Origin of the sequence: Neobacillus sp. C211 (genome assembly GCF_051842875.1) — a bacterium.
Classification (GTDB): Bacteria; Bacillota; Bacilli; order Bacillales; family Cytobacillaceae; genus Neobacillus.
The window spans coordinates 51,909-72,151 of record NZ_JBPXRO010000012.1 but is presented as its reverse complement, the minus strand read 5'-3'; the positions used below and the strand labels follow the sequence as shown (position 1 = coordinate 72,151).

Annotated in this window: 21 protein-coding genes and 1 other annotated feature (1 of these 22 only partly in view); of the genes, 7 read left to right on the top strand and 14 right to left on the bottom strand. The window is 37.0% G+C overall.

What is annotated here, in order from left to right; genetic code table 11:
- Positions 1-12 precede the first annotated feature (12 nt).
- Positions 13-1,170, bottom strand: coding sequence for a D-alanyl-D-alanine carboxypeptidase family protein (locus tag ACSU6B_RS13170; RefSeq protein ID WP_410885807.1), 1,158 nt, complete (start codon positions 1,168-1,170; stop codon positions 13-15).
- A 145-nt stretch (positions 1,171-1,315) separates the two neighbouring features.
- Complete coding sequence (gene mprF, locus ACSU6B_RS13165) at positions 1,316-3,844, bottom strand: bifunctional lysylphosphatidylglycerol flippase/synthetase MprF (protein WP_410885804.1); 2,529 nt, start codon at positions 3,842-3,844, stop codon at positions 1,316-1,318.
- A 289-nt stretch (positions 3,845-4,133) separates the two neighbouring features.
- Here mprF and ACSU6B_RS13160 point away from each other — a divergent pair, with 289 nt between their 5' ends.
- The 5 genes from ACSU6B_RS13160 (at position 4,134) to yidC (ending at position 9,255) form a co-directional block, all read left to right on the top strand.
- On the top strand, positions 4,134-4,586 hold the full coding sequence (locus ACSU6B_RS13160) for a cupredoxin domain-containing protein (protein WP_214998357.1): 453 nt from the start codon (positions 4,134-4,136) through the stop codon (positions 4,584-4,586).
- Positions 4,587-4,921: 335 nt separating this feature from the next.
- Entirely contained in the window at positions 4,922-7,147 is a 2,226-nt protein-coding gene (pflB, locus tag ACSU6B_RS13155; protein WP_410885941.1) for a formate C-acetyltransferase, read from the top strand.
- Positions 7,148-7,243: 96 nt separating this feature from the next.
- The gene (gene pflA / locus ACSU6B_RS13150) at positions 7,244-7,993 is read left to right on the top strand and encodes a pyruvate formate-lyase-activating protein (RefSeq protein ID WP_410885802.1); all 750 of its coding nucleotides are present in this window, start codon (positions 7,244-7,246) and stop codon (positions 7,991-7,993) included.
- Between the two features lie 146 nt (positions 7,994-8,139).
- The gene (locus ACSU6B_RS13145; protein WP_088088624.1) at positions 8,140-8,430 is read left to right on the top strand and encodes a hypothetical protein; all 291 of its coding nucleotides are present in this window, start codon (positions 8,140-8,142) and stop codon (positions 8,428-8,430) included.
- A 30-nt stretch (positions 8,431-8,460) separates the two neighbouring features.
- Positions 8,461-9,255: a membrane protein insertase YidC gene (yidC, locus tag ACSU6B_RS13140; protein WP_410885800.1), complete on the top strand. Its 795-nt coding sequence runs from the start codon at positions 8,461-8,463 to the stop codon at positions 9,253-9,255.
- A gap of 37 nt (positions 9,256-9,292) precedes the next feature.
- Here the strand turns inward: yidC and ACSU6B_RS13135 are convergent, their stop codons facing one another.
- A complete protein-coding gene (locus ACSU6B_RS13135) occupies positions 9,293-9,643 on the bottom strand; it encodes a fluoride efflux transporter FluC (RefSeq protein ID WP_410885798.1) in 351 nt (116 codons plus the stop codon).
- Positions 9,640-10,032, bottom strand: coding sequence for a fluoride efflux transporter CrcB (crcB, locus tag ACSU6B_RS13130; protein ID WP_168244774.1), 393 nt, complete (start codon positions 10,030-10,032; stop codon positions 9,640-9,642). Before crcB ends, ACSU6B_RS13135 begins: the two co-directional genes overlap by 4 nt.
- Positions 10,033-10,149: 117 nt before the next feature.
- Between crcB and ACSU6B_RS13125 the strand changes: the two genes are divergently transcribed.
- Positions 10,150-10,743: a YhcN/YlaJ family sporulation lipoprotein gene (locus tag ACSU6B_RS13125; RefSeq protein WP_410885796.1), complete on the top strand. Its 594-nt coding sequence runs from the start codon at positions 10,150-10,152 to the stop codon at positions 10,741-10,743.
- A 56-nt stretch (positions 10,744-10,799) separates the two neighbouring features.
- Here the strand turns inward: ACSU6B_RS13125 and ACSU6B_RS13120 are convergent, their stop codons facing one another.
- Together ACSU6B_RS13120 and ACSU6B_RS13115 are read right to left on the bottom strand one after the other, a co-directional pair.
- The gene (locus ACSU6B_RS13120) at positions 10,800-11,387 is read right to left on the bottom strand and encodes a GNAT family N-acetyltransferase (RefSeq protein ID WP_410885794.1); all 588 of its coding nucleotides are present in this window, start codon (positions 11,385-11,387) and stop codon (positions 10,800-10,802) included.
- Between the two features lie 86 nt (positions 11,388-11,473).
- Complete coding sequence (locus tag ACSU6B_RS13115; protein ID WP_410885792.1) at positions 11,474-11,677, bottom strand: DUF6501 family protein; 204 nt, start codon at positions 11,675-11,677, stop codon at positions 11,474-11,476.
- A gap of 244 nt (positions 11,678-11,921) precedes the next feature.
- On the opposite strand from ACSU6B_RS13115, the gene sda reads away from it, so the two are divergent.
- On the top strand, positions 11,922-12,056 hold the full coding sequence (sda, locus tag ACSU6B_RS13110; RefSeq protein ID WP_066256632.1) for a sporulation histidine kinase inhibitor Sda: 135 nt from the start codon (positions 11,922-11,924) through the stop codon (positions 12,054-12,056).
- 115 nt (positions 12,057-12,171) lie between these two features.
- On the opposite strand, the gene mnmH is transcribed toward sda, so the two are convergent.
- The 8 genes from mnmH to trpE form a co-directional block, all read right to left on the bottom strand.
- Positions 12,172-13,251, bottom strand: coding sequence for a tRNA 2-selenouridine(34) synthase MnmH (mnmH, locus tag ACSU6B_RS13105; RefSeq protein WP_410885790.1), 1,080 nt, complete (start codon positions 13,249-13,251; stop codon positions 12,172-12,174).
- A gap of 345 nt (positions 13,252-13,596) precedes the next feature.
- On the bottom strand, positions 13,597-14,382 hold the full coding sequence (gene trpA, locus ACSU6B_RS13100) for a tryptophan synthase subunit alpha (RefSeq protein WP_410885788.1): 786 nt from the start codon (positions 14,380-14,382) through the stop codon (positions 13,597-13,599).
- 3 nt (positions 14,383-14,385) lie between these two features.
- Positions 14,386-15,585: a tryptophan synthase subunit beta gene (trpB, locus tag ACSU6B_RS13095; protein ID WP_214998348.1), complete on the bottom strand. Its 1,200-nt coding sequence runs from the start codon at positions 15,583-15,585 to the stop codon at positions 14,386-14,388.
- A 5-nt stretch (positions 15,586-15,590) separates the two neighbouring features.
- Entirely contained in the window at positions 15,591-16,208 is a 618-nt protein-coding gene (locus ACSU6B_RS13090; protein WP_410885786.1) for a phosphoribosylanthranilate isomerase, read from the bottom strand.
- On the bottom strand, positions 16,205-16,996 hold the full coding sequence (gene trpC / locus ACSU6B_RS13085; RefSeq protein ID WP_214712579.1) for an indole-3-glycerol phosphate synthase TrpC: 792 nt from the start codon (positions 16,994-16,996) through the stop codon (positions 16,205-16,207). Before trpC ends, ACSU6B_RS13090 begins: the two co-directional genes overlap by 4 nt.
- The gene (gene trpD / locus ACSU6B_RS13080; protein ID WP_410885783.1) at positions 16,997-18,025 is read right to left on the bottom strand and encodes an anthranilate phosphoribosyltransferase; all 1,029 of its coding nucleotides are present in this window, start codon (positions 18,023-18,025) and stop codon (positions 16,997-16,999) included. It abuts the gene before it with no gap.
- A complete protein-coding gene (locus ACSU6B_RS13075) occupies positions 17,997-18,608 on the bottom strand; it encodes an anthranilate synthase component II (protein ID WP_410885781.1) in 612 nt (203 codons plus the stop codon). The genes trpD and ACSU6B_RS13075 overlap by 29 nt, the downstream gene beginning before the upstream one ends.
- On the bottom strand, positions 18,605-19,993 hold the full coding sequence (trpE, locus tag ACSU6B_RS13070) for an anthranilate synthase component I (RefSeq protein WP_410885779.1): 1,389 nt from the start codon (positions 19,991-19,993) through the stop codon (positions 18,605-18,607). The genes ACSU6B_RS13075 and trpE overlap by 4 nt, the downstream gene beginning before the upstream one ends.
- 61 nt (positions 19,994-20,054) lie before the next feature.
- Positions 20,055-20,243: a binding site (T-box leader), on the bottom strand (it continues 61 nt past the right edge of the window).

Sequence of the window (20,243 nt, the reverse complement as noted above, 5' to 3'; positions counted from 1 at the left end):
TTAATAGTAGAACTAGTACTTTTTAATAAATTTCTTCCTAACACCAATAAAAATTCCGGCAAATGCGATAATTACTATCCCAAATATCGCATTAAAATGGGAAACCTGTTGTTTCTTCACACTAATTTTTTCACTTTTAGCGGAAACCTTCTCAGGAATTGGCTCCATATATTTTAGTGTTACTAACTGGACAACTTGTCCGTTATTATTTTTTATCGAAAGTTTTCCCTCACTATTTACCTCTTTAGTAGATCCATTAATAGCCTCTGTTACTAAGGTATCCATTTCAGGACAAAATTCTTTATTATTCTTTTTAAAAATCTCACCTTTCTTTAATATTGAATGCTGAAAGTTCTTAAAACCATAATCAAACAAGCGAGCTGTATCATCATATTTCTCTCTTTGTAGTTCAGAATTTAAAACGACTGCTGTCAACCCTAATTTGGCATTTCTAGCTGTAGTAGCTAGAGTTTGTTTTGCCTCACTTGTATACCCTGTTTTGCCGCCAGTTATTCCTGGATAAGCTAACTCTCCTTTAAGCATACGGTGATGGGTTAGGATATTCGTTTTCCAAGATTGCCCCTCCCATTTGAGGACTTTTGTTCCAAAGATGTCAGCAAAAATAGGATTCTTAATTGCATAATTAGTTATTATTGCTAAATCCATTGCTGTCGTATAGTGGTTTTTATCAAACAAACCGTTGGGATTGATAAAATGGGTGTTCTTGACACCAATCGTTGATTTTAAATACCCATTCAAATGAACAGCAAACTGTTCGACACTTCCATCTAAATGTTCCGCAATTGCTACAGCTGCATCATTTCCGGAATTAATTAGCATGCCTTGGATCAATTTCTTTAAAGGGATCTTTTCCCCTTCATCTAAATATACCCTTGTTCCATCTTGTCTAACTGCATTACCACTAACAGTTACGATACTGTCCAAGTTTCCCTTTTCAATTGCATAGATTGCAGTTGCTATTTTCGTTAGACTTGCAGGGTACATTCTTTGATTGGCATTTTTCGCAAAGAGAATAGCACCTGTATCTGAATCTAACAGAACAGCCCCCTTACTTTTCAGTTCTATCGGACCATTTATTGCTGCAAAGGTGTTCAAATGGTTAGAACAAATAAGTAGGATAAAAATAATTACCGATATAAACTTTTTCAATAGATAACACCCAACTTTTACATTATTTCCTAATTAATATTACCAGATAGTTTTGCAAAATAATAGTTTCAAAATAGAAATTATAAATTAAAGTTCAACTATAGGAAAAAGAAAATCCGGCAGGTAACTCCAACCGGTAATAGTTCTAATTTCTTTTTTTTGATATCAATAAAGTTATTTGAGCCATTATTAATGGTAATGATGATTTTCTGCGATAAGCCAAGTATTTAGGCTCCCAAATGTTTGTATATTTCTGCTTGAATTTTCTCAGACCTTGGAAATGATAAATAAAGTGTCCGTGCAGGAAAATTTGCGCAGCAATTTTCTCGCCTAGAAAAGAAAACCTTGATAATCCTACATTCGCAAGTGGGGCCATCCCCATATTAAAGCGGCCGTACCCTTGTTCCTTTGCCCAATCAAATAAACAGAGGAAGAGATAATCAACAGTACCGGATGATACTTTGGGTCTAAATCTCATTAAATCAACAGATATCGTCTGATAGTCATCGTAAACATACATAATGCTCATAAAGCCAAGTGTTTGCATATTTTCATCTTTTAAAATGGCAATCGGCGCCTTATTTAAATATTCTTCATCAAAGAACCCCAAAGAAAAACCCTTCTCAGTTCGCCCTAGAAGCCACTCATTAGAAATTTCTCTAAGTTCTTCCACCAGCCCTGGTGAAAATGGAGGACCAACTACTTCAAAAGAATAGTTTGCTCGAGCAAATTTATTTCTTAATGTCCGTAAGCCCTTCATTTTGTTTCCTGAAAGGGAAAAATTCTTCAGATCAACAAACGCCTCTTCACCCAATTTAAAAAAAGCAAAGCCATGGCCGTGGAGATACGGAAGCATATCGTCACTTACCTGATAAAAAACAGGAGTAAAACCATGTAAATCGGCTATTTCTTGAAATTCCTCAATTGCATTTGATAATTCGTTTTTTTCCCCAATCGGGTCGCCGAGAATAACTAACTTGTCTGCATATTGTTGATAGGATAATAAAACATTCTTTTTACTGTTCCAAAAGATTAATTTGTCATGTAAAAAAATTAAATGGGAAAGTACCTTTCCATGATACTTGGTTAAATGTGCAATAATTTCTTTATCTCGACCATTGGACCTCTCCAATGACCACTTTTTAGGCAAGCTGATTAAATAGCCAAACATAAGTATTAATAAAGCAATGACAAGTCCTATAACAGCACTCGTAAATAAATCCCGATAATCGACAATAACATAAGGCAAAAGCTTGGAAGGGATTTCTATTTTTGAGATCGGCAGGTTTGCATACCCTATTAAGAGATACATTGCAGTAATCATTAGAATAATCGTAATATCAAAGATCGTTTTTCCCCAAGTCAGTACATAACTCTCACGATAAAATTGACCTTTTGACATCCTAAGTAAAAGGGCGACGATAATTAAAAATATCGCTTCCTCATAATCAATCCCTTTAAAAATAGAGAATAATGCCGCTAGAATTAGAGCGAACATTGTTAACTCATACGCTCTCTTCACACTATATTCAATTCCTCGAGATAATCCTAGTAACAAAAACCCTGCAGCCACCGATAATTGGTGTGATACGTTAATGATTGGAAACGATAAAAGCTCCTGGGCTACCTTTAGTCTGGACATAATTCCAGGGATACTTGCAGATAAAAGCAAGATTAAACCTGATAAAAAAACAAGCATCGTTAACAAGACATGACTAAATCCTTGGATAACAGCTTTAGGAAGATCATTCCAGGTTTGGTTCCATTTTTCCCAATAAAGCTTAACAAAGAATACAAGGCTTAAAAGGAATGGTAAAAAATAATACCCAATCCGGTAAAATAAAAGCAAAACAAGCACTTTTTCTTCGGGAATAAATAACTCTTGCATCCCCCAAATAAACACTAAATCAAAGGACCCTAGCCCTCCTGGAATCATACTAATGATGCCTGCACAAGCAGCTACAATATAGACAGGAAATAGACTGTCTGCAGTAATTGAAATCCCTAAAATCCTGCATAAGATCAAAATTGCAAAAAATACCGCGAGCCATTCGATAATTGAAACCAAGATAAGCTTCAAAGTAATATTTTTACTTAATAGTGACTGACTGCCCTTATTTGACTTAATCATATGGATGATTATAAAAAGCGGTAAGTATAAACCGACCCCAAGAACTGCAAAATAGAGCCATCTTGTATCAACAAATAGTGGAAAATTTCGATGTTTTATAATAACGATCCATGATAAAACTGATACCCCAGTTAAATAAAATAAGGATACAGAAGCAATAACCCCCAAAAGCCTTCGCTTGTCCTGTTCGAGCTTATGAAAGAAGTACGTCCTTAACATTCCCCCTATTAATCCACCGAAGCCGATTAAATTTGAAAAGGAATTCGCAATGAATGATTGTTCCAAAAGATCCCGAATTGGGACTTTCAATTTTAATATCCTGACTAATATCACATCATATAGCAACATTGGTAAAACTGCGACAAAGGTGATTGCTATTATTAATAGAAGAAGTCCGATATTAAGATGATTTAGTTCATCCTTCAATAACTGCATATTTAAGTTTTGGGTGAATTTTTTTATTTCAATAATTGCAAAGATTAACAGTAACAACGGGAAAATAAATTTAGCGATTTTTAAAATCTTTTCTTTTCGAATCCCCAACAAGCTAACCACCTAATTTTTCAGCTAATTCAACCTAGTCTCCGCAAGTGCTCTTTAATTCCTGATTTTACTATAAACTTTTCTATAGGAAAAACAAAGAAATATTTCATCACATTGCTGGATATTAATACTCATTGTAGACATTTTTTTAAATGTTCAACCACGATAGAGGAAGAAGAGTAAAGAGATTTATTTATCAAAAGGAGTACAAAAATAATAAAAAAGAGACAAGTTTACTCACCTAATAGGCATATGAATAAAGTAGGACAAATATACGAGGGGGAAGCAAATGAAATTTGTAGTATTTAAAAAAGAAACACTACTATTTTTTGTAGCTATTGGTGTTGTACTTGTTTCGCTATCGGCATGGTTCATGTTAAAAGCTGGAGATACAACTGTCTTTAATCAGCAAGGAAAAGCAAATATCCGTGAAATTCATATGGTCACTGCGGAATTCAGTACAAAAATGAAAAACGGAAAAGAAATGGAGGCTTACCGCTGGGATCCTGGTACAGTTTTCTTAGAAAAAAATGAAAAAGTAAGGTTATTTATTAATGGAATTAACGGTGAAGAGCATCCTTTTTATATAGAAGGAACAAAAATAAAAGGGATAGTGAAAAAAGGAGAAGAAACCATTGTTCCGCTCCAGTTTGAAAAAGAGGGAACCTATCGTTTGATTTGTGAGGTTCATTCAGACCGTTCCCGAAATGGCCCAATGATTGCTTATATTGTGGTAGATTAACGCAGGAGATCTTTCTCCTGCTTTTTTTATTCCAATTGTAGTTCTGTTTTATTAATTAATACCATTAACACCTTGTTATTATTGGATTTTTTCTATATAACAGTTTATCTATTATCATTAATAATTATAGTACAGTTTATATTTTACAATCTAAATGTCAGAACTAATCAGCCTAGGATAATGAAAAATATCCCTTTAAATAAGACTTCACAAAACCTTAACAATTAGTTACTAATATGCGTACCTTTTTTCACAATATATCTGTTATACTCAATTCATAAAGTAAATACAAAAACTGTTATATAGATTTTATAAAAAATATGAGGTGAAATATGATGGAACAATGGAATGGATTTACCAAAGGTGCATGGTCAAAAGAAGTTAACGTTCGCGATTTTATCCTAAAAAACTTTACTCCTTTTGAAGGAGATGACTCGTTCTTAGCTGGTTCAACTGAAGCAACCACTAAACTTTGGGATCAAGTAATGGAATTAACAAAGCAAGAGCGTGAAAATGGCGGAGTATTGGATATGGACACAGAAACCGTTTCTACTATCACTTCTCATGGTCCTGGATATCTTAATGAAAATCTTGAAAAAATAGTTGGTGTACAAACTGATAAACCTTTTAATCGTTCTATGCAGCCATTTGGCGGCATTCGCATGGCGAAAGCAGCTTGTGAGGCTTATGGTTACGAATTAAACCCTGAAATTGAAAAAATCTTTACTGAGTTCCGTAAAACTCACAACCAAGGTGTCTTCGATGCCTATACCGATGAAATGATGCTTGCACGTAAAGCTGCAATCATAACCGGACTTCCTGATGCATATGGCCGCGGTCGTATTATCGGTGATTACCGTAGGGTTGCCCTTTATGGTGTTGATTTCTTAATCCAAGAAAAGCAAAAGGATCAAAAGAACACAAGCAAAGTAATGACTGAAGATAACATGCGTCTTCGCGAGGAACTCGCTGAACAAATTCGTGCGTTAAAAGAACTGAAGGAAATGGCAAACAGCTATGGATTTGATATCAGCCAGCCTGCTAAAAATGCTGCTGAAGCATTCCAGTTTGTGTATTTTGGTTACTTAGCAGCGATCAAGGAACAAAATGGTGCTGCGATGAGCCTTGGTCGTGTATCAACGTTCTTAGATATTTACGTAGAAAGAGACTTACAAAACGGTACATTAACTGAAGAAGCTATACAAGAAATTGTTGACCATTTTATTATGAAACTTCGTCTCGTTAAATTTGCACGGACACCAGATTATAATGAATTATTCAGCGGTGACCCTACATGGGTAACTGAGTCAATTGGCGGTATGGCAAATGATGGTCGTTCTCTTGTAACGAAAAACTCTTTCCGTTTCCTTCATACATTAGATAATTTAGGTGCTGCACCGGAACCAAACTTAACGGTTTTATGGTCACCGCAGTTACCTGAGAACTTTAAAAAGTATTGTGCAAAAATGTCAATCAAAACTAGCTCCATTCAATATGAAAACGATGATATTATGCGTCCAGAATATGGCGATGACTATGGAATTGCCTGCTGTGTATCCGCTATGGAAATTGGTAAGCAAATGCAATTCTTCGGAGCTCGTGCAAACCTAGCAAAAGCACTTCTTTACTCCATTAACGGCGGTGTTGATGAAAAATTAAAAATCCAAGTTGGACCACAATATCAGCCAATTACTTCTGAAGTATTAAATTATGAAGAAGTCATGCAAAAATTTGATCTTATGATGGAATGGCTTGCTGGTCTTTATATTAACACGTTAAATGTAATTCACTATATGCATGATAAGTACAGCTATGAAAGAATTGAAATGGCGTTGCATGACAGCAAGATCCTTCGTACGATAGCAACTGGTATTGCTGGTCTTTCCGTTGTTGCAGATTCACTTAGTGCCATTAAATATGGTGAAGTTAAGGTAATCCGTGATGAAAATGGTCTTGCGGTTGATTTTGAAACGAATGGAGACTTCCCTAAATATGGAAACAACGATGACCGTGTGGATGCGATTGCTGTTGAAGTTCTTAAAACCTTTATGAAAAAGCTTCGCAAGCACCAGACTTACCGTGACTCAGTTCATACACTTTCAATCTTAACGATTACATCAAATGTGGTATATGGTAAGAAAACTGGTAACACACCTGATGGCCGTCGTATGGGAGAACCATTTGCACCAGGTGCTAACCCAATGCATGGACGTGACACAAAAGGAACATTAGCTTCCCTTTCTTCTGTGGCAAAACTTCCTTACAACTATGCAATGGATGGAATTTCAAATACCTTCTCAATCGTGCCTAAAGCTTTAGGTAAAGAAGAAGAAAGCCAAGTGCGTAACCTAGTATCCATCCTAGATGGATATGCTATCAAATCAGGTCATCACTTAAATGTTAACGTCTTTAATAGAGAAACATTAATTGATGCAATGGAACACCCAAAACTTTATCCACAATTAACAATCCGTGTATCTGGTTATGCAGTAAACTTTATTAAATTAACAAAAGAACAGCAATTAGACGTTATTAATCGTACTTTCCACGAATCATTATAAAGCGGAAGCGCCGCTAGGCGCTGGAATCAGAGAACTTGTTCCATATCAGGAGCCCTTTTTATCGGGCTCCTATTAAATTAAAGGGGGATCATCATCATGAACGGAAATATTCATTCAATCGAAACATTAGGGACAGTCGACGGACCAGGGATCCGATATGTAATTTTCACACAAGGCTGTCTATTAAGGTGCCAGTTTTGCCATAATGCTGATACTTGGGAAATCGGCAGCGGCAAAGAAATGGCTGTTTCCGATATCATGGTTGATCTAATCTCATACCTCCCCTTTATTCAATCGTCGGGTGGCGGTATTACAGTAAGCGGTGGAGAACCACTGTTGCAAATTCCTTTTTTAATAGAATTGTTTAAGGAATGCAAAAAGAAAGGGGTTCATACTACCATCGATTCTTCTGGTGGCTGTTTCTCCCATTCCAAGCTTTTTATTGAACAGCTCGAAGAACTCTTACAGTATACTGACTTAATCCTTCTCGATTTGAAGCATATTAACCGAAAAAAACATATCCAGTTAACTGGTATGTCCAATGATCATATTCTTGAATTTGCAACATTTTTATCAGACCATCAAGTTCCGGTTTGGGTACGTCATGTGCTTGTCCCTACGGTTACGGATGATCCTGAAGATCTGGAAAAACTCGGTAAATTTATCGGAACGCTTAAAAATGTCCAAAAGATTGAAATCCTGCCGTATCACAAGCTCGGCGTATATAAGTGGGAAGCACTTGGACTTGAATATCAACTAAACTCTGTCGAACCACCTACAGAGGAAAAAGTCGAGTTTGCTTATAAATTGATTACAGCACACTGGAAGGCACCGATTGAACACTGATTCACTTCTGAATCAGTGTTTTTTAAGAACTTATTAGTCCAATTAGTAATGTCTTCAAAATATGGTATAATCGCAATTATAAAATTGATTCTTTACCATTTCTACTATATACTCATATCATTGACAATTAAGTGAGGTGATAATTTTTGTTTCAATTGCTTATAGATATTTCAGATATCAATGCACTAAACGCCCTTTACGTCAGTATTTATTTAGGAATTACTTTGAAATTCTTATGGGCTTGGAGTGTGGAATATTCTTTTCTTGGCTCCTTATCTAATCAAGCAAGAACAGAAATTATTCACCCATTGGCTTTTTACCGTAAGAAAAGTTGTTTAAATGGAAGCTATATTCTGAAAAGAATTGTTATATATTTTCGTAGAAAAGAATATTCTCAGGATGATACTGAAGAGCCTATTTCCTTCCTCTATACTTAACAATTTATTTACAACATTCTAGGAGGAAATATGAAAACAAAACGATCTTCACTACTATTATTCTCACTGCTTGGCTTAATAACATTATTGCTATCGGCTTGTTCATCTCAAACACAAAAAGGAACTAACAATACTGGATTTTTTCAACATTATGTTGTCAATCCTTTTTCTGTATCTATCCATTCCGTTGCTGAATTCTTTAACGGAAACTATGGTTTGGCCATAATTATTGTTACAATAATTATCAGACTAGCGTTAATGCCGTTAATGCTCAGACAGTATAAAAATCAAATGGGTATGAAGGAAAAGATGGATGTATTAAAACCCGAAATGGACGTTATTCAAGCAAAGATGAAAACTGAAAAGGATCCTAAGAAAAAGCAAGAACTACAAGCGGAAATGATGGGCCTTTATAAAAAGCACGGGGTAAATCCATTAAATATGGGCTGTTTGCCATTGCTCATTCAAATGCCTATTCTAACTGGCTTCTATTATGCGATTCGCGGTTCAGAAGAAATTAAAACCCACGAGTTTTTATGGTTTAGTCTCGGAAATCCAGACATTATTATTACAATCATTGCTGGGGTTATTTACTACTTCCAGTTTAAAGTTTCCCAGTCCAATATGCCAACAACACAGCAAGACCAAATGAAATACATGGGATTGCTATCTCCATTAATGATTGTCATGTTTTCTTTTAATGCACCGGCAGCCCTGCCTCTTTATTGGGTGGTAGGCGGTACATTCCTTATTGTACAAACTATGATTAGCAAAAGTCTTTATCAGATAAAAAAAACACCAAAAGTCCAAGTCAAACAAAAATAATCAAATTGAAAAAGAAGCATCCTTTGATGCTTCTTTTTTAGATCCTGCTTCCTAACAATAGCCCACAAAAGGCAAGAATGATTCCTATCGTGAAACTGCTTAGCAAATAGCTGTAATAAAGCTTTTTCTTTTTTTCCCTTTTAAGTTTTACCGATTCAAGTATTAATGTCGAAAAAGTCGTAAATGACCCCATAAATCCAATACCTATTAAGGAATATAATGACCCTTTTACATTCAGTCCAAGGAGTAACCCCAATAAAAAAGCACCAATGAAATTGACTGTTAGGGTAGCTGAGGGAAACCCTGTTTTAGTTTGGTTTCTGCTAATCGCAAAGCGGCAAATCGCTCCAAAAAAACCACCAATTGAAACAAATATAATCTCAATCATATTACTCTCCTCGATTTATTTGCTTGTTCACTAAGTAACATTCCTGCCTTAGCCAAAAATAGACCTCCAAATAAACTAACAATTAAATAAAGGAAGCCAAATATGTATTTTCCTGTTTCGAGTAAATGAACCGTCTCAAAGCAAAAAGTTGAAAAGGTAGTATACGAACCAATGACACCAGTGGTAAGTGCGGTAAACAAATACGGATGAAGCTTATTGGAACTAACAACATGATTTGTCATAAAACCCAATAGAAAGGAACCTGTTAAATTTATTAAAAGGGTTCCTATTGGAAATTCTTTCCCCCATACCACTACAGCAAAAACTGATAATAAATAGCGGAGCAAACTTCCAACGACTCCGCCCAATCCAACTAAAAAATAAATCAAAGCACACACCCCTAAACATTTTCCTTTTTATAATTATCAACTTAGACCGGTTAGGATAGTTTTTTACAAAAATGGCAACCTAATTGTAGTAGTTTGACAAGGGAGTGTTAATACAACATGAGAAACAGCTTATTCGTCATTGCCACCCTCGTTTCGAGTCTTTATTTAACAGGTTGTGCAAAGAATAATATCGATGGTGATGTAACAACCCGGCAACGAAATACAAATGAAATAACTAGAGTGAATTTTAATAACCCTAATCAGGTCGGACCAGCTATTTCAAGTGCAGATACTAGTGATCCGGAATTAGATCGCAACAGAAATTATAACACTATTACCAATGGACGCAATAATAACAATGTTGGAAGCAATCAAACCAATACTAGAGTAGCGGACAAGGCTGCTGATAAAGTAATCAACTTAACTGAAGTAGACAACGCAACTGTCATTGTAAACGATAATAATGCTTATGTTGCGGCTAAATTGGACGTTTCAGCTCGTAATGAATTGACTTCAGCTATTAAAGAAAAGATTGCTCGAGCAGTTAAATCTGTTGATCGAGACATTGACAATGTTTATATTTCTGTTAATCCTGATTTTTATGATCGAATGAATACCTATTCAAGAGATATTCGGAATGGAAGAACGGTTTCAGGTTTTATCGATGAGTTTTCCGATACCATCCGCAGAGTGTTTCCTAATGCGAAGTAATATAAAGTGGGACGGGAAGTAAATTGCCTGGCAAATTGACCAGGCATCTTACTCTTTCACTGCAGTTTCAATCTAAGCTCAGTTCTTACATTGTCCCATTCATGACAAAGAATACTAAAAAAGACCGTGTCCCTAGTGTATCCATCGGAAATAATCCGATCTTTTCGTAATATCCCTTCCTTTACAGCTCCAATTCTAGCAATAGCTTGCTGGGACCTTTCATTTCGAGAGTCTGTTTTTAGTTGAACACGCGTGAGGTTCCAATTTTCAAAGGCATGCCTTAATAACAGGAATTTACATTCTGTATTTACCTTTGTCCGCCATACATCTGGGTGATACCATGTCGAACCAATTTCAGCACTTTTATGTCGCGGCGATATGTCTAAGAATCGGGTGCTGCCAATCACTTGATTTTCTTTATTTACAACGGTGAAAGTGTATTCTGATCCATTTTCTCTAGCTTTCAATGCTGCTTTAATCAATTGTTCCATTTCATTTTTTGATCGAACCTTGGTCGCCATATACGTCCATATTTCATCTGGTTTAGCCGCTTCCCATAAGCCCTCTAAATGGTCCATACTGATTGGAATCAAATTTACATTTTCCCCTTGTAACGAAAAAAGGTTGTTCCACAATTTAACCATTATTTAATTCTCCCCTTTATTTGCCGTATCTTTACCACTTTTTCCATATAAAAAGACTGCGGGCTATGCTCCACAGTCATGTTTATCTATACATTTTGGAAATATTCCTTGTAGAAGCCGCCTACTTTTCCAGTATTGTCAATAATGTAATAAAATTCTTCAGTTTCATTTTTCACATCATAGACTTTCCCAGCCGTTAAGGCGTTATTGACAAGGTATTTTTTTGCATCCGTGTGAACGCATTTTATTTTTTTTACTTTTTCACGATCACGCCATGATAGGTGAATCATTGTTGCCACCGTTCCTTTCGATCAATGTCCAATTTCTAGTATAATCAATCGGGACGGTTCTGTGCAACCATATCATGAGTCAATTACAAAAGTATTAGTTTTTTATTTAAAATATCTGTTATTAATTTAAGAAATTTGAACTTTTTTCAAATTTTATTAATTTTGGGTTCTCAAAAGGAATGTAAACCATTACAATTATAAAAACTGAATATTCAATCCATTACCAAGGAGGCATTCATAAAAAATGAAAATTATGAGTAATGAGCAATTGGTTTTTTCGTATCGGGATGCATTAAAGTCTGACAAGGAAAAAGAATGGATTAAGATCTTAAAGGATGAAATCAAACGGCGTGGTTTAAAACCATTTAAAAATCGTTAGCAAAAACCCAATGAAAAAACCGCTGAAAGGATTCAGCGGTTTTTCAATAACTAAATGATCTTTATTTAGCTTTCAGCATGTATTTATTCAAGATCTCGATTGGAAATAATCTAAATTAAAGTTGGTTATTTAACTGTCTAATAGGCCGAAAGCCTAACCCATTAAGTTTTGAAGCAATTTTGTCTGCTGCATCAACAGGGTGTTCTGCAGATATTTCAAAGAATTCTCCTTCATACTCTTGTTTTGCATGTACGTAGCGTGGATCATAATAATGTTCAAGTAAAATTCGAATCATATCAGGATAATTACGATCTGTTAACGTTTGGATGAGCGATTTTTTAATGTCTGGATCTTTAACACGTCTTAACACCTTTTCAATACCATCAAAAATCTTTTCGAAATACCAGGGTTCTTCCTTGTACGGCTGCACATACTCGGCGACAAGATGCTTTACCCGTTGATTAATGGGGGTGTTGAGATTGATGTTAATACCTTGCATTCTTTTATCCATTAATTCTTCAGTTTGGACAGCTTTTCCAATTCTTTTGCTTTCCGCTTCAACCAGAAAATAATCAGCATCTTTTATTTCTTGAAGACCTTTAAATAGAAGGGAGTCAAATGTTTTTTGGTTATGACCGTCACCAAGACCAATCGTTCCAAATATCGAACCGCGATGGCCCGCCATCTCTTCAAGGTCTAAGATTGGATATCCCTTCTTTTTCAATATCTTTAAGACCTCTGTTTTACCAACACCGGTCAGTCCGTGGAGGACGACTGCTTTGTTAGGAAGCATTGTAGGCAATTGTTCAAGAATATAGTGGCGGTATGCTTTATAACCGCCTACGAGTCGCCATGAATAAATTCCGGCAAACTCTAAAAATGTAACCACTGCCTTACTTCGCATTCCACCACGCCAGCAATGGATAATAAGTTCCATATCGTCTGAAACGCATTTTTTTATTGTTTGAAGGAGTTCAGGAATTTTAGGCGAGACAATTTCCATTGCCTTCCATTTCGCAATCGCCGCCCCTTCTTGTTTGTAAATGGTTCCGATTATTTGTCGTTCCTCATTTGTAAATAAGGGAACATTAATTGCTCCCGGAATTGTGCCATCTTTAAACTCGATCGGTGAGCGTATATCAATGATTACTGGGTTCTTTGTCGTAAAAAGTTCTTCCACCGTCATTTCCTTCATATCATCTACGCTCCTTGTAAAAGTAATATTATCTGAAAAATAACATATCTAATGAAAACAAACAAAACTTCCACAACGGGAAGTTTCAGAAAAGTAAACATCATGGGAATTTATTTTCTAAATAAAGTATAAAGACCATTATACAGGATATATCACTAGCTTTCAAGAAGCCGGGAATTACTGCTTTTATGCAAATTTAATTTGTATTAGCGGAATGGAGGACAGTTGTTTCAAAAAAACAATTCCGCAAATTAAATTATTTTAATTATAGAGGACTCCTGTGCAGTAATAAATGACACTAAAATATAAAAGGTCTACTCACGCAGTCGAGAGTAGACCTTTTACCTATACAATCTTTGATTTTGGTTTGAAGACTGACATCAACTTTTCCATTTCGGACAAATTTTGACTGTTAAATAAATCGACAATTTTACTGCCGACAATAACTCCATCACAGTATTTTGTTAGGTCCGTTATTTGTTCTTTATTTGAAATGCCGAAGCCAGCCAAGACGGGAATCGGACTTACATCTTTTACAGATTTTAAAAATTGATTCAATTCCGAATCATATTCATTTCTTGCCCCTGTAATCCCCTTAATTGTAACCGTGTATAAAAATCCCTTGCCCTTGCTTGAAATCGTTTTGATTCGCTCCATTGGTGTTGTCAGCGTTACGAGTCGAATCAACTCAATTTCTGCTTTCTCAAGATGTGACGTAATGATTTCCTCTTCTTCTATTGGCAAATCGGGAATAATACACCCATCCACACCAGCTATACGAATATCTCGGACAAATTCCTCTACCCCATAGGAATAAATGGGATTTAAGTAGGTCATGAGGAGGATTGGAACTGACACATCCTTTCGCGCTTTTTCTAGTTCTGCAATAATCCCCTTTAAAGTTGTTCCATTTTCCAGTGCCCTAATTCCAGCTCGTTGAATGGTTGGTCCATCTGCCACAGGGTCTGAAAACGGAACCCCAACTTCAATCGCAGTTGCACCAAATTTCTCCAACAGTGTTAGACGTTCAACCAAACATTCCAGCCCACCATCCCCGGCCATTATGTAGGGAACAAAAGCTTTTGTATTATTTTCTTTTAAAGCCGTAAAAGTTTTTTCAAAACGGTTCATTTCTTATCTCTCCTCTCTCAGCCGTGTTTTCACGGTATCCACATCTTTATCTCCGCGTCCTGATAGGCAAACAACAATCTTTTTTGTTTCATCCATTTTTGCAGCTAGTTTTACTGCAAAGGCAATTGCATGAGCACTCTCTAATGCGGGGATGATTCCTTCAAGCTTCGATAAGAGCTGAAATGCGTCTAGCGCTTCTTTATCGGTAATCGATTGATATGATGCTCGACCAATGTCATGCAAATAGCTGTGTTCCGGTCCTACGCCTGGATAATCAAGACCTGCCGAGATGGAATGGGCTTCTTGAACTTGACCATCTTGATCTTGTAATAGATACATTAGTGCACCATGTAGTACACCTGGACTTCCCTTTGTTAAGGAAGCCGCATGATACTCTGTATCAACACCCTGTCCAGCAGCTTCCACGCCATAAAGACTAACCATCTCATCCTCGATAAATGGATGGAACATCCCCATCGCATTGCTCCCGCCGCCAATACAGGCAACCACTGCATCCGGTAGCGCCCCTTCGCTAAGTTGGAATTGTTGTTTTGTTTCTTTGCCAATAACACTTTGAAAATCTCTAACCATTTGCGGAAATGGATGTGGTCCCATTACAGATCCTAATAGATAGTGGGTATCATCTACATTTTCAACCCAGTATCTTAAGGCTTCGTTTACGGCATCTTTTAATGTTGCACTACCAGATGTGACACTGACGACCTTTGCACCCAGCAATTCCATTCGAAAAACATTTAATGCCTGTCTTTTGATGTCCTCCTCACCCATAAACACGATACAATCAAGATTTAATAAGGCACAAACGGTTGCCGTTGCTACACCATGCTGACCTGCACCAGTTTCAGCTACAATTTTTTTCTTTCCCATACGTACCGCTAGTAGAGCCTGCCCAATCGCATTGTTAATTTTATGGGCGCCAGTATGGTTTAAATCTTCTCTTTTCAGAAAAATCTTAGCCCCGCCCGCGTGTTTCGTCAGGTTATCTGCATAATACAATGGGGTTTCTCTCCCCACATAGTCTTTTAACAATTTTCGAATTTCCGCTTGAAAGGAAGAATCCTTTTTGGCGCTTTCATAGGCTTCACCAAGTTCAATTACTGCTTTCATTAATGTTTCCGGGACAAATCTCCCCCCGAAAATGCCGAAGTGGCCTTTCTCATTTGGCAATGTATATGTGTTCATTCCCTTTACCTCCCTACAGGTGTGCTTTTGGCTTTTTCTATAAATGTTTGAATCTTTCTTAAATCCTTTTTCCCAGCGGTTTCTACCCCTGAGCTAACATCCACCATATATGGCCTAATAATTTTTATCGCTTCTTCAACATTGTCTGCATGCAACCCGCCAGCTAGGATGACTTTTTGGCTATTAATCAAGTGAGGATTGACCTCATTCCAATTAAACACCGTTCCATTTCCGCCTCTGTATTTTCCTTTGGGACTGTCGAGTAAAATAAAGTCACTTGGAAAATCAGCCAATGCCTCTAAGCTTTCATTTCCTTGAAAACTGATTGACTTAATGACAGGCAAGGAAAGCGATTCACTGAATGTTGCTGTTTCATCTCCGTGTAACTGGATATGTGTCAGGCCCACAGCGGAAGCGATTCTTTTGATATTTGCTTTTGTTTCATTAACAAAAACACCGATCTTAAACACCTCTTTAGGTATCTTAGCAATTATCTCATGTGCTTTCTCAATCGAGATCCTGCGCTTACTTTCTGCAAAGACAAACCCAATAGCATCAGCACCATATTGAGCCGCCGCAACCCCTGTTTCGATATCAGTAATTCCACAAATTTTTACTTTCATCTATTTACACCTTCATTAAGCGGCAAGCGAAAGTCTATAAAGGATTGTTTCACATTTGCACTTTTCATTAATGCTTCTCCCACTAAAATCCCATTCGCTCCTGCATTTCTAACACGTGCTACATCCTCTTGGTGATGGATCCCGCTTTCACTAATGAGATACGCACCAGTGCTTTTTACAATGGAAGCTAATGTCTCTGTCACCTCAAGCGAAACATGAAAGGTTTTTAAGTCGCGATTATTTACTCCAATCAGCTTTGCTCCTGTCTTAAGTGCACTCTCCAATTCCTTCTGATTATGAACCTCCACCAGTACCTCCAAGCCTAAGTTCTTAGCATATTGAAGGAGTTCAACCAATCTCTGATCGTCTAATGCAGCTACAATCAGTAAAATGATATCCGCCCCATTGGAAGAAGCAAGATTTATTTGCAATTCATCAATGATAAAGTCTTTACAGAGAATCGGCAGATTTACCTTGCTCCGAACAGCTCTTAAATCGGAGAAAGAGCCCTTAAAAAAGGTTTGATCTGTTAGTACAGAAATAGCAGAAGCGCCATATTCTTCATATAACCCCGCCTGATAGGAAGGCTCAATCATGTTATTAATGATTCCTTTTGAAGGAGATGCTCGCTTAAATTCAGATATGATCGATATTTGTTCTGCTGTTTTCAGTTTTTGAATTAAAGATCTTTTCGGCTGATTTGTACCTTCGAATAGTTGGTTTCCCTCTCGAAGGAAGAGAACTTCTTTTTTCTTTTGGTCAATGATTTTATCTAAGATTGTTGCCACTTATATCGCCTCTTTCTGACCCGCTGCTTGAGATTTTTCAATTAAAGTAGTTAATTTTTCATAAGCAGCACCAGAGTCAATGATTTCTTTCGCAACATTGATCCCATCCTGAATGGAATTTGCTTTACCTGCTGTATAAATTCCTAGTCCAGAATTAAGTAAAACCGTATCACGGTAAGCACCCTTCTCCCCTTTTAACACATTGATTAATATCTCAGCATTTTCCTTAGAGTCTCCACCCTTAATACAGCTGTTATCATATCGTGGGAGATTGACTTCTTCTGGGAGAAATGATTGATTAGCAATTTTCCCATCCTCTAAAATAGTTAAATAATTTTCCCCCTGAAGTGAAGCTTCATCCATGAAACCTGCACCATTAATAACAATAGCCCGCTTGCGTCCTAACTTCAAAAGAACTTCAGCAAACACATTCAATAAATCTCTCCGATACACACCCAACAATTGATAGTCCAACTCAATCGGATTGGTAAGTGGTCCGATAAAGTTAAAAATGGTTGGTATCTTCAATTGTTTTCGAACTGTCATGACTTTCTTTAACTTTGGATGAACGTTTGGGGCGAATAAGAAGGATAATCCTATTTCCTGAAGAATTTCCTCTGTTCTTTCTGCGGAAAGATTTAAATGGATTCCTAAGTATTCCAGCACGTCCGCACTGCCCGTTTTGCTCGAAACACTTCGATTGCCATGCTTGGCAACAGGAATTCCAGCACCAGCAATAACAAAAGCAGACGTAGTACTCACGTTAAAACTGGAGGATCCGTCCCCTCCTGTTCCACAATTATCAAGAACGCCTGAAATTTTCTCATTAAATTTCAGCGTATTTGCCTTCATCGCTTTTACAATTCCCGTAATTTCTTCAACTGTTTCTCCTTTAGATTTCAATCCCATTAAAAAGGCAGCAATTTCAGATTCAGAAACCTCCTCACCCAAAATGAAATGCACGGCTTCTTTCATCTGGTTTTCAGAAAATGATTCACGTTCAGCTAATTGGAGTAAATAATTCTTCACTTTTATTCATCCTCTCTATCTCATTTAAAAAGTTTTTTAGGATTTGTTTACCTGATGGAGTACCAATCGACTCCGGATGAAACTGAAGACCGAAAATGGGATATTCACGATGTTTAATGGCCATGATTTCCTGGTCATCATCAGAATGAGCAATACACTCAAGTTCCTCCGGAATACTACTCTTCTCAATAATTAATGAATGATAGCGCATCACTTCTAATGGGTTGGGAAGACCGTTAAATAATCCACCACTCCGATGTGAAATCAATGATGTTTTACCATGTTTGATAAGGGCTGCTCTTTGAATCTCCCCACCGAAAGCTGCACCAATGGCTTGATGGCCGAGACAGATTCCTAAAATAGGGATTTTATTATAAAATGTTTGAATCAATTCGATACAAATTCCTGCATCCTCTGGCTTCCCTGGTCCTGGGGAGAGAATAATGGCTTTAGGATTTAAATCTCTGATTTGGTCCATGCTTAATTGGTTATTTCGTAAAACCGTAATTTGTTCACCTAATTCCCCTAGATACTGATAAAGGTTGAATGTGAACGAGTCAAAATTATCAATCAGTAAAATCATTTCTCACCCTCCAAGAAAGAATTAAGTTTATTTATTGTCTCTTGATATTCGGACTCTGGATTTGAGTCATAAACGATACCAGCCCCTGCCTGAATATATGCTGAACCCTCTTTTAAAATCATCGTTCGGATGGCAAGGGCAAAATCCATATTTCCGTCTGCTGATAAATAACCAACAGCCCCTGAATATAACCCTCGTTTTGATTTTTCCAAGGAGTTAATAATCTCCATAGCCCGAACCTTCGGGGCTCCTGAAACAGTCCCAGCGGGCAGACAGGCCGCGAGGGCATCTATTGCTGTTTTATCAGCATTTAAATGCCCGCTTACTTCAGAGACAAGATGCATCACATGCCGGTATTTTTCTACCGCCATATACTTATCTACTTGAACGGAACCAAAATTGCAGATCTTGCCGAGATCATTTCTGCCAAGGTCAACAAGCATCTTATGCTCAGCAAGTTCTTTTTCATCATTTTTTAATTCTTTTTCAATCAACAAATCTTCATCGTTTGTTTTTCCCCGTCTTTTGGTCCCTGCAATTGGGTTTGAAATAACTGTGTTGGCTCTTGTTTTAATTAAACTTTCAGGGGATGAACCAATAACGGTATAAGTATCAAAATCAATATAAAACATATAAGGAGTAGGATTATTCGCACGATGTTTACGATAAAGCGATAATGGTTCTCCGTTAAATGTTGATTTCATTCGTCTTGAAAGGACTACTTGAAATATATCACCTGCTAAAATATGCTCCTTCGCCATTTCTACATTTTTGATAAAGGCTTCTTTGTTTGTTTCGGATTCAAACCCTGAGAAATAAAATGGCTCCTCTGCTGGGTAGAAGGTAGGCTGCTTTAGCTCTTCTATCCTTTGATTGATTCTTTTTTCAATTAAAGCGTTATCGCTCTCCTTGACTAAAGGACACCCACAAATCAAGACCTTGTCTTCAAGATGATCAAAGATAATAACTTCTTCATAAAACATTAAGTGTACATCCGGCATTTCCATTCCGTTTGAATATTCATCTCCGATTACTTCATATTGCCTGATAATGTCATACCCCACGTACCCGACCGCGCCTCCAATAAACGGAAAGGGAAACTCTTCAAAACCCATGGGTGGTATAAGTTTTTTTAATACATCGAGAGGGTTGCCTTTTAAAACTTTCTTGTCTCCATTCCGCTGAATAATCTCATTATTATCACCCCTTGAAATAAGTTCGAAAGCTGGGTCTGCACCAATAAAGGAATATCGCCCAGAGTCATTGTACTTATGAGAACTTTCCAATAGGAACTTCTTTTTCCCGCTAATTTTTTGTAATATGGAGATTGGTGTAAGCGTGTCTCCTTCGATCTCGTTTATGAAATAACCACTTTTAATTTTCATGTTTCGACTCCTTTCTAAAATAAAAAAAAATCGTCCTCTATATGCGCAATTAATTACGCATATAGAGGACGATTCTATGGTCGTGGTGCCACCTCCATTTGAAGCAGTGGATAAAACCTGCTTCCTCTTCAGATACGGAACAATCCGTTCGATATCCTATCCTTTTAACGGTGGAGTTCCGTGCATCCCTACTCAGGTTCAAGATGCCTCTCACAAGTCCATTCCACAAATCCTTTCTTATCGGGCTCCC